Below are 14,518 nucleotides of genomic sequence, written 5' to 3'. Positions count from 1 at the left end.
CCAGCACGAAGCACCCCGCACTCCGCGCCCCGCCCCGCGGCCCGCGCCAGTGGAGACGGTGCCGACGCCGACGCCCACACCACGCGGGGCGACCGGGACGCCCTGAAACGCGACGCGCCCGGGCGTGTGACACCCGGGCGCGTACAGCGTCGTGAACTACTTCTTGCCGGCGGCCTTGCCGTCGCCGGAGTCGGAGGAGAGGGCGGCGATGAAGGCCTCCTGCGGCACCTCGACCCGGCCGACCATCTTCATTCGCTTCTTGCCTTCCTTCTGCTTCTCCAGCAGCTTGCGCTTGCGGCTGATGTCACCGCCGTAGCACTTGGCGAGCACATCCTTGCGGATCGCCCGGATGGTCTCGCGGGCGATGACCCGGCTGCCGATGGCCGCCTGGATCGGCACCTCGAACTGCTGGCGCGGGATCAACGTGCGCAGCTTCGCGGCGATGGTGACCCCGTAGTTGTACGCCTTGTCCTTGTGCACGATGGCGCTGAACGCGTCCACCGGCTCGCCGTGCAGCAGGATGTCCACCTTCACCAGGTCGGACGCCTGCTCGCCGGAGGGCTCGTAGTCCAGCGACGCGTAGCCCTTGGTGCGGCTCTTCAGCTGGTCGAAGAAGTCGTAGATGATCTCCGCGAGGGGCAGCGTGTAGCGCAGCTCCACCCGGTCCGCGGAGAGGTAGTCCATGCCGAGCAGGGTGCCGCGCCGGCCCTGGCACAGCTCCATCACCGCGCCCACGTAGTCGTTCGGGGTCAGCACGGTGGCCCGGACCACCGGCTCGTACACCTCGGCGATCTTGCCGGTGGGGTACTCGCTCGGGTTGGTCACCACGATCTCCTCGCCGTCGTCCGTGATCGCCCGGTAGACGACGTTCGGGGCGGTGGAGATCAGGTCGAGGTTGTATTCGCGCTCCAGCCGCTCCCGGATGATCTCCAGGTGGAGCAGGCCGAGGAAGCCGCAGCGGAAGCCGAAGCCGAGCGCCCCGGAGGTCTCCGGCTCGTAGTCCAGCGCGGCGTCGTTGAGCTTGAGCTTGTCCAACGCCTCGCGCAGGTTCGGGTAGTCGGACCCGTCGATCGGGTAGAGGCCGGAGTAGACCATCGGCTTCGGGTCCTTGTAGCCACCCAACGCCTCGGCCGCCGGCCGGCTGTTGATGGTGACAGTGTCACCGACCCGGGACTGCCGGACGTCCTTCACGCCGGTGATCAGGTAGCCGACCTCGCCGACGCCGAGCGCCTCGGCCTTGACCATCTCGGGTGAGATGACGCCGATCTCCAGCAGCTCGTGCACCGCACCGGTGGACATCATCTTGATCCGCTCGCGGGCGCTGATCCGACCGTCGATGACGCGGACGTAGGTGACGACGCCGCGGTAGACGTCGTACACCGAATCGAAGATCATCGCCCGGGCGGGCGCCTCGGCGTCGCCGACCGGTGGGATGAACTGCCGGACGATCTCGTCGAGCAGGTGCGGGACGCCCTCGCCGGTCTTGCCGGAGACCCGGATGCAGTCGGCGGGGTCGCCGCCGATGAGGTGGGCCAGCTCCTCGGCGTACTTCTCCGGCTGCGCGGCCGGCAGGTCGATCTTGTTGAGCACCGGGATGATGCGCAGGTCGTTCTCAAGGGCCAGGTAGAGGTTGGCCAGGGTCTGCGCCTCGATGCCCTGGGCGGCGTCGACCAGCAGCACAGCGCCCTCGCAGGCGGCCAGCGACCGGGACACCTCGTAGGTGAAGTCCACGTGCCCCGGGGTGTCGATCATGTTGAGCACGGCGTGCTCGCCGGCCCGCTCACCCTCGCGGATCGTCCACGGCATGCGGACGGCCTGACTCTTGATGGTGATGCCGCGCTCGCGCTCGATGTCCATCCGGTCCAGGTACTGCGCGCGCATCTGCCGGGGGTCGACCACGCCGGTGAGCTGCAACATCCGGTCGGCCAGGGTCGACTTCCCGTGGTCGATGTGGGCGATGATGCCGAAGTTCCGGATGCGACCGGGGTCGGTGGCACCAGGGGCGTTCGCGCCGGGATCGAGCTTCGGTGGCACAGCGGTCCGTTCTGGTCGGCTGACGTGAACAGGCCGGCGCGCCGCCGACCCCCTCTATGTTCCCACGCCGCCGGGGTGCCCCCACTGCGCGGGCGATGGATCGGCCCGAGAACCCCTCACTCCATCGGCGGCTCGACGAAGAGCGCGGCCAGCCGGGGCAGCCGCCGGCGCGCCTCGTCCTCGTCGTCGAAGTCCCAGAAGTCGTTGAGGTCGGGCGTCCGCACCGGGTCACGGTCCGCCGGCAGGTCGGTAGCGGTGGCCTTGCGGTACGCGTCCCAGGGCACCGAGAGCATCTGCTCGGCGGAGAACTCCTCGCCGGTGAGCGAGGCCGCCCGCACCTGGGGCAGTTCGGCCAGCGAGTCCGGTTCGGCGACAGCGCGGGCGAAGACGGCACGCCCCTGCGTCATCAGCCAGCCCCGGAAGTGTTCGAAGCCGTCGGCCGAGGCACCACCGTTGATCAGGTACGCCGCGCCCCACAGATCCGCCTTGTGCGAGGCGGCGAGCACCCGCGTCTGATGCCGCGCGTACCCGATGATGTCCTCCGGGTCGCGCTCGGCGAGCAGCGCGACGGCCCGCGCGGCGACCGGGCCGGGCTCACCACCGCCGCCCGCCCGCGCCTCGTCGATCAGCTGCCAGAAGTCCTCGGTCCTCATGGCTTGGCAGTCTGGCAGTGCCGCCGCGCGTCGTGCACGTACCCCAGGGCAGCATGGTGGGGTGTCCTCGCCCCAACTGCCGCCGGTGCCGTACCACGCGAGCGCCCAGCGCCCGTCGTGGCCGGCGTTGCCGGCGGCGCTGCGGGCCGCGGTCGCGGACCGGCTCGGCGCGCCGGTGGTCACCGCCCGGGTCGCGGGCGCGGGCTTCACCAGGGGTTTCGCCGCCGTGCTCGACACCGCCGACGGTGCTCGGGCCTTCGTCAAGGCCGCACCCGCCGCCGAGCAACCGCATCTGGTCGACTGGTACGCCCGAGAGGCCGCGATCCTCGACCGGCTGCCGGTGGACCTGCCGGCGCCCCGCCCCCGGTGGACCCTCTCCGCGGCCGGCTGGTTCGTGCTGTGCACCGACGCCGTCGACGGACACACCCCGAGCCTGCCCTGGGCGCCCGCCGAGCTGGACGCCACCCTCGCCGGGTACGCGCAGATCGCCGCCGCCCTGGCCGACCCGCCGGCCGAGCTGACCGCGCTCGGCCTGCCGCGCCTGGCCGACCTGGCCCGGTCGGACATCCTCTGGTGGGAGGAGGTCGCCGCCGGTCGCGAGCCGACCCCACCCCTGCCCGCGCCGCTGCTGGCCCGGCTGCCCGAGCTGGTGGAGTTGGAGTCGCTCCTCCCCCGGTACGCCGCCGGGGCGACCGGTCTGATCCACGGCGACCTACGGCTCGACAACGTGTTGATCGGGTCGGACGGCCGAGCCTGGTTCTGCGACTGGACCTGGGTCTGCTCCGGGCCCGCCTGGTTCGACCTGGCCGGCCTGCTGCTCACCGCGTACGCCAGTGGGCTGGACGCGGACCGGCTCTTCGCCACGCACCCGGCGTGCGCGGGCGCGCCCGCCGACGCGTTGGACGCCGCGCTCGCCGCGCTCGCCGGCTACTACCTCACCGGCGCGGCGGCCGCACCGCCCACGGCCTCGCCGCACCGGCGCGCACACCAGCGATGGAGCGGCGAGCAGTCGCTCAGCTGGCTGGCCGACCGCCAGGGCTGGCAGTGACGGCGGCCCCGGCGGCCCCGCCGGCCCGCCGGCCCGCCGGCGGGCCGGCGGATCGTGATCGACTCGGGTTTCTTGAAGTCGGGCTGTCAGCCGTGGTCGGATGGCCCGGTTTGCAGGAAGGCGAGTGGATCAAGCGTCGAGCGTCCGGATGAGCCCGCGAACCGGGCGGAGGCGGTTTCGGCCGAGCCGTTTTGGCTCGTCCCGGGCGACCTGGTAACCTGGCTCTTCGCGCAGCGGTGACGCATGTTCGTCATCATGCGCAATAAGCTGACCAACCCGAGCTATCAAGACGAGGCTGTCGCGTGGCGAACATCAAGTCCCAGATCAAGCGCAACCGGCAGAACGAGAAGGCCCGGCTGCGCAACAAGTCGGTCAAGTCGTCGCTGAAGACCGCCGTCCGGAAGTTCCACGAGGCTGCCGAGGCCGGTGACGTCGAGAAGGCGACCGCGCTCATGCTGGACGCCTCTCGCAAGCTGGACAAGGCCGTCAGCAAGGGCGTGATCCACTCCAACCAGGCCGCGAACCGCAAGTCCGCGATCGCAAAGCGCGTGGTGGCGCTCTCCGCCTGACGACTTCACCGTCAGACTGATTCGGAAAGCCCCGGGCCCAGGCCCGGGGCTTCCGTGTGTCCTGGTAGTCGTCGGTCGGCCGACGTGCCTCCTCGAACAGCGCCGGGCCACCGGCCGGCCGGGCTTCTCCGGGCCGGCCGCTCGGTGCCGGCCCCTGCGGGGTCGGTGCTCAGTCTGACGGGTTGGCCCGCCGCTGCGGTGGCGGCGGGTCGGCGCTGATCACCACGCCGGGAACGCTGTGCGAGATCCACTCCACCCGGGCTCGGCCGACCACCGGTTCCATCTGCCGGCGAAACCGGTCCCGTTCCTGCTCGGGTACGAGCGCGGCGGAGCGGACCACGACCGCGGCCACCATGTCGTTGAGCTTGACCATGGCCGCCACCACGACCGGCAGCACCAGCACCGCCCACCAGCTGACCAACTCGGCGAGGGCGAGCAGGACCGCCAGGGCGATGGCACCCTCGAAGAAGAGGAAGCACAGCACGCCACCGGGGTTGACGAACCGCAGGCCGAGGAGCCGGGCGTAGAGCGGCCGGTACCGCTCCTCGTCCACGGACATGGTGGCCCACACTGGGCGGTTCGCCCCCGTCACCTGGCGCTGCCCTGCCGGGCCGCCGCAACCGAGAAGACCGCACGTTCCAGGGCGTACGCCCGGTCGTCGGACCCGCCCTTGACGGCCGCGTTGCACTCGGCGGCGACCTGCATGGCCCGGACCAGTCCCTCCGGCGTCCAGCCCCGCCCCTGTCGCTGCGCCCGCTCGATCTTCCAGGCGGGCATGCCGAGGCTGCTGGCGAGCTGGTACGGGCTGCCCCGCCCGGCCGACGCCACCCGGGCCACCGTCCGCACCCCGTCGGCCAGCGCGTCGGCGATGGGCACCGGGTCGACCCCGACGTGCAGGGCCCACCGCAGTGCCTCGAGCGCGGCCGGCACGTCGCCGACCATTGTGGCGTCCGCCACGGTGAAGCCGGTCACCTCGACCCGACCCCGGTAGTAACGGGACACCGTCTCGGCGCTGATCCGCCCATCGGTGTCGGCGATCAGTTGGGAGCAGGCGGCGGCCAGCTCGCGCAGGTCGTTGCCGACGGCGGCGATGAGCGCCTCGGCGGCGTCGTCGGTGCACTTCCCCCCGGCCCGGCGGATCTCGTCACGGACGAAGGCCACCCGCTCGCGGTGCCCCTTGAGCTTGCCGGCCGGGACCACCGTTGCGCCGGCAGCCCGCAGGCCGTCGGCGAACGCCTTGCCCTTCGCGCCGCCCAGGTGCAGCACCAGCAGTTGGACGTCCGGGTCGGGATTCTTCGCGTACGCCAACAGCGCGGCGACCAGGTCCTTGCGGGCATCCTGGCCGGAGCGCAGGATCAGCAGCCGCCGTCCGCCGAACAGTGAGGGGCTGAGCATCTCGGCGATCTCACCGACGGTGAGCGCACTGGCCTGGTACTCGCGGACGTCCACCTCGGGGTCGACGCCGCGAACCTTCGCGACAGCTTCGGTGACCGCGCGCGTGGCGAGCAGTTCCTCGTCACCGAGGACGAGCAGAATGGGGGCGAGGCTGGCGGGGGTCACGTCGCCCATATTCGCACGGCCTGCGGCGGGATCGTGCCTGCTCATTCGCTGCTTGGTCGGCGCAGCCCGCACACAGTGCAAATCAAGACATCTAACTCGATTCCCCCCTTAATGCGCAAATCGTTCATCGAATCGGAGTGCGGCTCAGGGCTGCCGGCCTGCGGGCAGACCTCGCCGGGCCACCGCGAGACCGTTGCCCGTTCGGACCGCCGCCACATCGCCGTCCGTGTCGGTGCGCAGCACCCGGACGCCGCCGCTGTTGAGGCGGGCGAGCAGCCCCGGGCTCGGGTGCCCGTAGGTGTTGCCGGTGCCCACCGGCACGAGCGCCACCGCCGGCCGCACCGCGTCGAGGAAGCCCGGGTCCTGATACGCCGAACCGTGGTGCGCGACCTTCAACACGTCCGCCCTCAACTGGCCGGGCGCCGCCCGGGTCACCATCGCGTGCTGCTCCTCGGTCTCCGCGTCGCCGGCCAGCAGGATCCGCACCCCGGCCACCGTGGCGCGCAGCACCAGTGAGTTGTTGTTCGGGTCGGATCTGGTCCCCGCCAGCGGGTACGGCGGGCCGAGCACCAACAGGTCGACCCCGCCCACGGGATGGCGAGCGCCGGCCACGGTGGTCAGCAGCGCGGCCCGCCCGCCGGTGGCCGCCGCCCGGACCAGGTCCCGGCCGCTCTCCGGGTCCGTCGATGACGGCGTCAGCACGGCACCCACCCGCCGCCCTCGGAACACCCCGGCCACCCCGCCCACGTGGTCCACGTGAAAGTGGCTGATCACCAGCAGCGGCACCTCCCGTACTCCGAGCCGGCGCAGGCAACCGTCCACCGCACCTGGTTCCGGCCCGGCGTCCACCACCACGGCCCGGCCGCTGCCGACCGGAAGCACCACGGCGTCGCCCTGCCCGACCGCACAGGCCACCACCACCCAACCGGCGGGCGGCCAGCCGGCGGCCACCAGCCGCACCGGCAGGGCACCCAGCACCGCGGCGACACCGACCACCGCGACCAGCCGGCGGACGAGTGGTCGGCGCACCGCGATCAGCAGCGCGACTGTCAGCCCGGTCAGCAGCAGGGCCCCGGGCACACCACCCGGCCACGGCAGGGTGCCGCCCGGCAGCCGAGCCCCCTGCCGGGCGATGAGCACCAACCACCAGGCCGGCCAACTCGCCAGCCACGCGACGAACCCGGCACCGGCCGGCCAGATCGGCGACACCAGTGCCGCCAGCACGCCCAGCACTGTCGCTGGCGCGATGGCCGGCACCGCCAGCAGGTTCGCCGGCACCGCCACGAGGCTGACCGTGCCGGAGATGCCGGCGACGACCGGGCCGCAGGCAAGTTGGGCGGCCGCCGGCACGGCCAGCGCCTCGGCCAGCCCTGTCGGTACGCCTCGCCGCCGCAACCCGTCCCGCCAGCGCGGCGCGAGCAGCAGCAGGCCACCGGTGGCCAGCACGGAGAGCGCGAACCCCGGGTCCCCGGCCAACTCCGGGTCGACGAGCACCAGCACGGTCACGGCAGCGGCCAACGCGGGCAGCGCCGCCCGAGGACGACCGGCGGCGAGCGCGGCGAGCCCGATCGCCCCCATCGTGGCGGCCCGTACGACGCTCGGCGACGGGCGGACCAGGATGACGAACCCCACCAGCGCCACCGCACAGAGCGCGGCGGCGAGCCAGGGACCGGCCCGTGCCCACCGGGCCAGCAACAACACCGCACCCACCACAATCGCGACGTTGGAGCCGGAGACCGCGTTGAGGTGGGTCATCCCGGTGGCTCGGAAGTCCTCCTCGACGGCGGGCGGTAGTCGGCTGGTGTCGCCCACCACCAGACCGGGCAGCAGCCCACCGGGGTCGTCGGGCAGCGGCGCGCAGGCGCGTTGCAGGCCGGTACGCAGCACCCCGGCGGCCCGCTGCGCCCAGGACGGCGCGCCGTGCCGCTGCGGTGGACTGTTGGTGCTGAGCACCGCCGCGGTGAGGTCGCCTCCGCGCGGAACGCCGAGCCGGCCGTCGGCGGTGAGGCGCTGCCCGGGCAGCAGGCCCCGCCAGGCCGGGTCGGTCGTCAGCACGAGCAGCCGCACCGACGCGTGGATCCGCCGGCCGTCCGGGCCGGTGAGCCGGACCAGCTGCGTCGACACCAGCAACATGCCCGGCCGACCGGCGCTCCGGATCGGGCGGGGGTCGTCCCGGACGACAAGGTCGGCGGTGACCGGAGCCCGTTGCTCGGCGAGGGCCCGGATCGGCGGCGCGTCGCGGACGGCGAGCCGGGCGGCGGTGGCCGCACCACCGCAGACCACACCGAGGCCCACCGCCACCGCCACCCACCCGTAACGCCGCACCACGGCTCGGGGACCGCCGAGGCGGCCCAGCAGGTGCCCGGCCCCAACCGTCGTCAGCCCGGCCGCCGTGCCGGCCACCAGCAGCACGGTGCGGCTGCCGAGGTGCAGGCCGGCGAGCGCGGTGAGCCAGGCCGCCACGGCGAGCCCCGCCAGTCGCAGGTCCGGCGGCTCGGATCCGGCCCGACCAGCCGGGGGCGCGGTCTGCGACTGCTCGACCGGAGGGCCGGGCTGGGCGATGCGAGGCGGCGGTGGACCAGCGGCGGGCCCGCTCACACCGTCACCAGATCCTTGAGCTGCTCGTAACGGGCATCGCCGATCCCGTCGACCTGGCGTAGGTCGCCGACGGACGTGAACCCGCCGTGCTGATCCCGGTGGGTGAGGATGCGTTGGGCGAGCACCGGACCCACCCCGGGCAGTGCGTCGAGCTGCGCCAGCGTCGCGGTGTTGAGATTCAGCGGCCCGACGGCGGATGCCGCACCGCCCGCCGCCGGCCCGGCCGCGCCGCCCGGCACCGGCGGTGGTGTCACCCCGACCACGATCAGCTCACCGTCGGTGACCTTGCGGGCGGGGTTGAGCAGCGCCACGTCCACCCCGGGCAAGGCGCCCCCGGCCGCCTGCACCGCGTCAGCGAGACGGGACCCGGCCGGTAGACGTACCAGACCGGGCTTGCGGACCTTGCCCGCGACCGCCACCACCACCTCGCCGGAGCTGGACACGCTGGGGCCACCCGACGGTGCAGCCGACGCGGCGTCGCTGAGCAAAGGGGCGACCGGTTCCGACTGTGGCCGGGCCTGCCAGGCCCAACCTGCCGCAGCCAGGACCACCACCACGGCGACCACCGCCAACGCCCGCACACCGCGTCGCCCGGGGTCGAACGCCCCCGGGCCGGGCAACCGCGACCCGGGTGGGAGCGCGAGGCCGCCCGACGCCGGCTCCGCGACCGGCGCGGCAGGCTGGAAAGGCAGCCCGTCCGCAGGCAGCGCGCCGACCAGAGACGACGGGGGTACGCCCGTGAGCGGCGCCGCCGGCCGGGGCGACGGCGCGACAGCCGCCTCCGTCAGCCGGCGCAGGCGCTGGCGTACCTCTGTCTCCTCGTCGTGCGACACAGCGCGACGCTATGGCGGCGGCCGGGACGGTAGAGGGTGACGACGGCATCCTGTGGACAACCACCCCCACTGTGGACAACGCCCTGATCATGCCCCGATCTGCTATGGCGGAGCCGAATCGCCGCGCGTGGCCTGGGTAACCGGGCTCCAGACCACGCGCATGCTGAGGGTGACGCCGTCGCCCCCTACAGGTACGGCCGGGTGATGATCTCGATGGCGTGGCCGGCCGGGTCGAAGAAGTAGAAGCCCCGCCCACCGTGCTCGGTGTTGGTCTCCCCCTCCCGCTTCAGCTGCGGGTCGGCCCAGTACGTGATGCCACGCCCCTCGACGAACGCCAGGCACCGCACGAACACCTCGTCGTCGACGAGGAACGCGTAGTGCTGCATCTGGATGTCCACCGGCGGCTCGGCGAACTGGAGCAGTACGCCGTCGTCCAACCGCACGTTGGCGAACGGCCCCCACGAGGGGGCCTCCGGCAGGTCGAACAGCTCGCGGTAGAACGCGGCCGAGGCGCTCTTGTCCTTGCTCGCGATGATGGTGTGGTTGAACGTGACTGTCATGCGTACGGTCTTCTTTCCGGTCGATCCGACGACCCGACCGCAGGCCCACAGCATTCACCCAGCCACCCAGATGACAAAGCCCCGAGGGCGCCGACGCCCCGGATCCCGCACGAGAGACGCGGACGACGCGTCGATCTCGGCGTGGTGGCTGAAGTAGCCAGAACCTCCGGGGGTAGGCCCATCTGGGGCGCGCACGGAGGCTAACACAGCGGCGCGGAGCAGCTGCCCCCCGAGAACCTGTCAGCGGGCCTCCGGGTCGAGGCCGAGCACGGCCCGTCCCCCGTCCACCGGCAGTGTCACCCCGTTGATGAAGCTCGCCGCGGGTGACAGTAGGTACGCGACCGCCTCGGCCACCTCGTCGGTACGCCCGATCCGGCCCACCGGGTGCAGCCGGTTCAGCTCGGTGGTGATCCACTCAGCCTGGGACGGCTCCTGAGCGGCCAGGAACTCTGCGTGCCGTTCGGTGGCGATCGAGCCGAGCGCTACCGCGTTGGCGCGGATGCCGTGCCGTCCGTACTCGACGGCCAGCGCCCGGGTCAGCCCCTCCACGGCGGCCTTCGCCGTCGCGTACGGCAGCGCACCGGGCACCGGTCGGCGGGCCTGGTGCGACGAGACGTTGACGATCGCGCCGCCGCTGGCGTGGGCCAGGAAGTGGCGGACGGCGACCGCGGCGCCCACCACCGCCGGGCGCAGGTTCACGGTGATCAGGTCCAGCACCGTGTCGGCCGACGCGGAGTGCAGCGCGGCGTCGCGGAACACCGCCGCGTTGTTCACCCAGCCGGTCAGCGGCGCGGCCCGGTCCGCCAGCTCGACGGCGCGTTCGGCCACCTGCTCGTCGGCGGCGTCGCCGAGAACCGCGACGAGCCGATCGGCGGCCGGGTGGCCGGCCAACCAGTCCACAGCCTCGGCGTCGCGTTCCAGGACGACGACGGTGGCACCGGTGGCCACCAGCCGTTGCACCACAGCCCGGCCGACACCGCGCCCACCCCCGGTCACCACGTACGACGTGGGCACTGCTCAGCCCTGCGGGCGGCGGTGGACGACCACGCAGGCCAGCCCTGGCCCGGCGTGCGCCGCGATGACGGCACCCGCCTCGGAGACGTAGGTGTCGTGCAGCCGGTCGCCGAACCGTTCGGTCAGCGCGGCACGCAACGCCTCGGCCCGTTGCGGTGCGGCCAGGTGGTGCACCCCGAGGTCCACGTCGTCGTCGCCGGCCGCCTCGACGGCCAGGTCCACGAGGCGGGCCACTCCCCGGCTGGCGGTGCGGACCTTCTCGCGCAGCACGATCGCCCCGTCCGGCATGTGCATAATCGGCTTGACGGACAGCGCGGTGCCGACCAGCGCCTCGGCGGCGTTGATCCGGCCGCCGCGACGGAGGAACTCCAGCGTGTCGACGTAGAACCAGACGGTGGTGCGGGCCACGGCGGCGAGCGCCGCGTCGCGTACCACGGCAAGATCGGCGCCGGCCTGGGCTGCGGTGGCGGCGGCGATGGCGGGAAAGCCCAGTCCCATGCCGGTCGAGCGGCTGTCCACGACCTCCACCCGGCCGTCCAGGTCGGCGGCGGCCAGCCGGGCGGCCTCCACGGTGCCGGACAGCGCGGCGGAGAGGTGCACCGAGACGATCCCGTCGGCGCCGGCGTCGAGCAGTTGGCGGTACGTCCGGGCGAACTGCTCCGGTGCCGGGCGGGAGGTGGTCGCGGTGACCCGGCGGGCGCTCAGTGCGACTGTCGCGTCGGACGGCTGGGTCTCCACCCCCTCCAGCCCTTCCGCGCCGTTGAGGACGACGGTCAACGGCACGACGGTCAGCCGGTGCGCCTGCACCAGCTCGGGCGGAAGGTAGGCGGTGGAGTCGGTGACAACCGCGACGGGCATGCCCGGCACGCTAGCCGATCGAGGCCGCGAACGCCGAGGCGCGATTGCTCAGACCGCGTCGACGGCGACCGGTGCGGTGATGAGGCCGACGTTGTGCGCCCGCAACTGCCATCCACGGACGTCGTCGTGACGCAGTTCGGTCCAGTGGCAGTTGGCCAACGAGCCGACGGTGCGCAGCACGGCATTGTCCCAACCGAGCAGGTGACCGATGCCCTGCCGGGAGCCGCCACCGTGCGTGGCGATCACCACGGTGCCGCCCGCGGCCGCTTCGGCTGCCTCCTGCAACGCGACACCGACCCGTTCGCCGAGGTCGTGCAGGGGCTCCAGGCCCGCCCCCGGGTCGGGGTCGCCGGCTCGCCAGCGCGCGTACTCGTCGGGAAAGCGCGCGGCGACCTCGGTGAGGTGCAGACCCTGCCACTGGCCGAAGTGCCGCTCACGGAGCCGGGCGTCGGTGCGGACCGGCAGCCCGGTCAGCGCCGCGAGCGCGGCGGCGGTGTCCGCGGCGCGGCTCAGGTCGCTGGCCACGATCGCGTCGGGCCGCAGCGCCGCGAGCAGCGGGGCGGCGGCGCGGGCCTGGTCGCGGCCCAGCTCGTTGAGGGGTACGTCGGTCTGCCCCTGGACGCGGTTGGCGGCGTTCCAGTCGGTGTTGCCGTGCCGCCAGACGATCAGTCGGCTCATTCGGCGGCGGCGGACCCGCTGGCGTCGGCCTCGACCAGGTCGCGATCGACGAACGGGATGGTGGGGCAGTCCTTCCAGAGGCGGTCGAGCCCGTAGAACTCGCGCTCCTCGGTGTGCTGGACGTGCACCACGATGTCGACGTAGTCGAGCAGCACCCAGCGGCCACCGCGCTCGCCCTCGCGCCGCACCGGCTTCGCCTTCTCCGGAAGCTCCAGCAGGCTCTCCTCGATGGCGTCGACGATGGCCAGCACCTGACGCTCATTGGGGGCGGCGGCGAGCACGAACGCGTCGGTGATGGCGAGCTGGTCGCCGACGTCGATGATCGTGATGTCCTGCGCCTTCTTGTCGGCGGCGGCCTGGGCGGCCGCGATAGCCAGCTCGTGAGCGCGTTCGGAAACTGTCACCGTTCTCCTTCGATCAAGCGTGCGATCCTCCAAGCGTCTCATACCCGACGGCATCGCGATCGTGCAGTTCTGCCCGGTTAGCTGCACAAACCTGGGCATAACGGGTGCGCTCAGCGCTGATAGAGGCTCCGCTTGGCGATGTACTGCACCACACCGTCGGGCACCAGATACCAAACCGGCTCACCTCTGGCGACCCGGGCGCGGCAGTCGGTCGACGAGATGGACATCGCGGGCACCTGGATCAGGCTGACGGTGTCCGCCGGAAGGTGCTTGTCGCTCAGCGGGAAGCCGGGCCGGGTCACCCCGATGAAGTGCGCCAGCTCGAAGATCTCGTCCAGGTCCTTCCAGGACAGGATGCGTTGCAGGGCGTCCGCGCCGGTGATGAAGAAGAGCTGCACCTTCGGGCCGTACTCAGCCTGGAGGTCACGCAGCGTGTCGACGGTGTAGGTGGGTCCGCTGCGGTCGATGTCGACCCGGCTGACCTGGAAGCGGGGGTTGGAGGCGGTGGCGATGACGGTCATCAGGTACCGGTCCTCGGCCGGGCTGACCGGCTCGTCGGCCTTCTGCCACGGCTGGCCGGTGGGGACGAAGACCACCTCGTCCAGGCCGAACCGGTCCGCCACCTCGCTGGCCGCGACGAGGTGCCCGTGGTGGATCGGGTCGAAGGTGCCACCCATGATCCCGATCCGCCGGATATCTTCCTCCACCCAGTGATCGTAGGCCGAGCGTCGTTGACGACCGTCCCGGCCCGGCACCGTCGGCCCGTGCGTCGCCGGACATCGGTGCGACAGGGGGTCGCGGCAGCCTGCACGGCGGCGTATATTCGTAGACGAGTAGCCGTCGACGAGCGAGGGGGTCGTCGTGCCGAAGCGGCGCAAGGTCGGCAACCTGCTGGCGCTGGCCGTGCTGTCCGCCCTGGTCCAGCGGCCCATGCACCCGTACGAGATCGCCACCGCACTCCGCGCCTGGGGCAAGGACCAGGACATGGAGTTCAAGTGGGGGTCCTTCTACACGGTGATCGGCAACCTGGACAAACACCACCTGATCGAGGCGGTGGAGAGCCTGCGCGAGGGCCGCCGCCCGGAACGCACCGTCTACCGGATCACCGACGCCGGGCGGGCGGAGCTGATCGACTGGGCCCGCGAGCTGGTCTCCACCCCGATGGCGGAGCACCCCCGCTTCCGGGCCGGGCTGTCAGTGCTCGCCGCGTTGCACCCCGACGAGGCCACCGACCTGCTGCGGCAACGGCTCTCCCGGCTGGAGGACGCGATCCGCCAGGACCGCGAAACGCTCGACGCGCACCTGCGGGAGATTCCCCGGCTGTTCCTGGTGGAGTCGGAGTACGACCTCGCCATCCGGGACGCGGAGGCAGCCTGGCTACGGGCCCTGCTCGCCGAGCTGACCTCGGGAAGCTACCCCGGCCTGGACACCTGGCGGGCCTTCCACGAGACCGGCGAGATGCCCGCCGAATTGACCGATCTGGCCGAGAGAACCAGCACCGACAGCCGCGGGGGTGATCCCACCGGCTGAAAGAACGGCCCCGGCGAGGTGCGCCAACACCTCACCGGGGCCCTGACCCCGAACCGACGCCTGGGAAGGCACCCGGCCCGAAGCGGCAACCACGAGGATAACCGGGCTCCCTCCCAGGTCCGCGTGCCCGCGCACCGACCACACCAGGTCCGCGCGTCGGCACCGACCACACCAAGGGA

At 72.6% G+C, this 14,518-nt stretch carries 15 protein-coding genes; 3 read left to right on the top strand and 12 right to left on the bottom strand.

Translation table 11 applies throughout. The features are described 5' to 3' along the window. Positions 1 to 156 precede the first annotated feature (156 nt). A complete protein-coding gene (gene lepA / locus ACX27O_RS31580; RefSeq protein ID WP_030336504.1) occupies positions 157 to 2,034 on the bottom strand; it encodes a translation elongation factor 4 in 1,878 nt (625 codons plus the stop codon). Between the two features lie 116 nt (positions 2,035 to 2,150). Beyond that, positions 2,151 to 2,687, bottom strand: coding sequence for a DUF4240 domain-containing protein (locus ACX27O_RS31575; protein WP_030336505.1), 537 nt, complete (start codon positions 2,685 to 2,687; stop codon positions 2,151 to 2,153). A gap of 61 nt (positions 2,688 to 2,748) precedes the next feature. Here ACX27O_RS31575 and ACX27O_RS31570 point away from each other — a divergent pair, with 61 nt between their 5' ends. Continuing rightward, positions 2,749 to 3,735 carry a phosphotransferase family protein gene (locus ACX27O_RS31570; RefSeq protein WP_358129750.1) on the top strand — a complete coding sequence of 329 codons (987 nt, stop codon included), beginning with the start codon at positions 2,749 to 2,751 and terminating at the stop codon, positions 3,733 to 3,735. A gap of 302 nt (positions 3,736 to 4,037) precedes the next feature. Continuing rightward, positions 4,038 to 4,304: a 30S ribosomal protein S20 gene (rpsT, locus tag ACX27O_RS31565; RefSeq protein ID WP_030336508.1), complete on the top strand. Its 267-nt coding sequence runs from the start codon at positions 4,038 to 4,040 to the stop codon at positions 4,302 to 4,304. 169 nt (positions 4,305 to 4,473) lie between these two features. On the opposite strand, the gene ACX27O_RS31560 is transcribed toward rpsT, so the two are convergent. The 10 genes from ACX27O_RS31560 to nadD form a co-directional block, all read right to left on the bottom strand. Then, positions 4,474 to 4,863: a hypothetical protein gene (locus ACX27O_RS31560; RefSeq protein ID WP_357640636.1), complete on the bottom strand. Its 390-nt coding sequence runs from the start codon at positions 4,861 to 4,863 to the stop codon at positions 4,474 to 4,476. Positions 4,864 to 4,892: 29 nt separating this feature from the next. Continuing rightward, positions 4,893 to 5,873: a DNA polymerase III subunit delta gene (gene holA / locus ACX27O_RS31555; RefSeq protein WP_357640633.1), complete on the bottom strand. Its 981-nt coding sequence runs from the start codon at positions 5,871 to 5,873 to the stop codon at positions 4,893 to 4,895. Between the two features lie 135 nt (positions 5,874 to 6,008). Beyond that, complete coding sequence (locus ACX27O_RS31550; RefSeq protein WP_458940543.1) at positions 6,009 to 8,348, bottom strand: ComEC/Rec2 family competence protein; 2,340 nt, start codon at positions 8,346 to 8,348, stop codon at positions 6,009 to 6,011. A gap of 110 nt (positions 8,349 to 8,458) precedes the next feature. Then, on the bottom strand, positions 8,459 to 9,295 hold the full coding sequence (locus ACX27O_RS31545) for a ComEA family DNA-binding protein (RefSeq protein ID WP_210862780.1): 837 nt from the start codon (positions 9,293 to 9,295) through the stop codon (positions 8,459 to 8,461). A gap of 185 nt (positions 9,296 to 9,480) precedes the next feature. Continuing rightward, positions 9,481 to 9,855, bottom strand: coding sequence for a VOC family protein (locus ACX27O_RS31540; RefSeq protein ID WP_030336519.1), 375 nt, complete (start codon positions 9,853 to 9,855; stop codon positions 9,481 to 9,483). Positions 9,856 to 10,095: 240 nt separating this feature from the next. Further along, positions 10,096 to 10,869 carry an SDR family NAD(P)-dependent oxidoreductase gene (locus ACX27O_RS31535; protein ID WP_030336521.1) on the bottom strand — a complete coding sequence of 258 codons (774 nt, stop codon included), beginning with the start codon at positions 10,867 to 10,869 and terminating at the stop codon, positions 10,096 to 10,098. 3 nt (positions 10,870 to 10,872) lie between these two features. Next, positions 10,873 to 11,727, bottom strand: coding sequence for a DegV family protein (locus ACX27O_RS31530; protein ID WP_030336523.1), 855 nt, complete (start codon positions 11,725 to 11,727; stop codon positions 10,873 to 10,875). A 48-nt stretch (positions 11,728 to 11,775) separates the two neighbouring features. Next, complete coding sequence (locus ACX27O_RS31525) at positions 11,776 to 12,405, bottom strand: histidine phosphatase family protein (RefSeq protein WP_030336524.1); 630 nt, start codon at positions 12,403 to 12,405, stop codon at positions 11,776 to 11,778. Next, positions 12,402 to 12,809 (bottom strand): ribosome silencing factor, encoded by a 408-nt coding sequence (gene rsfS, locus ACX27O_RS31520; protein WP_030336526.1) that lies wholly within the window; start codon positions 12,807 to 12,809, stop codon positions 12,402 to 12,404. The genes ACX27O_RS31525 and rsfS overlap by 4 nt, the downstream gene beginning before the upstream one ends. Before the next feature lie 110 nt (positions 12,810 to 12,919). Next, entirely contained in the window at positions 12,920 to 13,516 is a 597-nt protein-coding gene (nadD, locus tag ACX27O_RS31515; protein WP_030336528.1) for a nicotinate-nucleotide adenylyltransferase, read from the bottom strand. Between the two features lie 154 nt (positions 13,517 to 13,670). Here nadD and ACX27O_RS31510 point away from each other — a divergent pair, with 154 nt between their 5' ends. Beyond that, a complete protein-coding gene (locus tag ACX27O_RS31510; RefSeq protein ID WP_030336530.1) occupies positions 13,671 to 14,339 on the top strand; it encodes a PadR family transcriptional regulator in 669 nt (222 codons plus the stop codon). Positions 14,340 to 14,518: the final 179 nt, after the last annotated feature.

The organism is Micromonospora sp. SD19 (assembly GCF_054462275.1).
This window is presented reverse-complemented; position numbering and strand designations above follow the sequence as displayed.

Coding starts and splice junctions, on each gene's coding strand:
- ACX27O_RS31575 (WP_030336505.1), bottom strand. CDS start 2,687: ATGAGGACCGAGGACTTCTGGCAGCTGATCGACGAGGCGCGGGCGGGC.
- ACX27O_RS31560 (WP_357640636.1), bottom strand. CDS start 4,863: ATGTCCGTGGACGAGGAGCGGTACCGGCCGCTCTACGCCCGGCTCCTC.
- holA (WP_357640633.1), bottom strand. CDS start 5,873: ATGGGCGACGTGACCCCCGCCAGCCTCGCCCCCATTCTGCTCGTCCTC.
- ACX27O_RS31540 (WP_030336519.1), bottom strand. CDS start 9,855: ATGACAGTCACGTTCAACCACACCATCATCGCGAGCAAGGACAAGAGC.
- ACX27O_RS31530 (WP_030336523.1), bottom strand. CDS start 11,727: ATGCCCGTCGCGGTTGTCACCGACTCCACCGCCTACCTTCCGCCCGAG.
- ACX27O_RS31525 (WP_030336524.1), bottom strand. CDS start 12,405: ATGAGCCGACTGATCGTCTGGCGGCACGGCAACACCGACTGGAACGCC.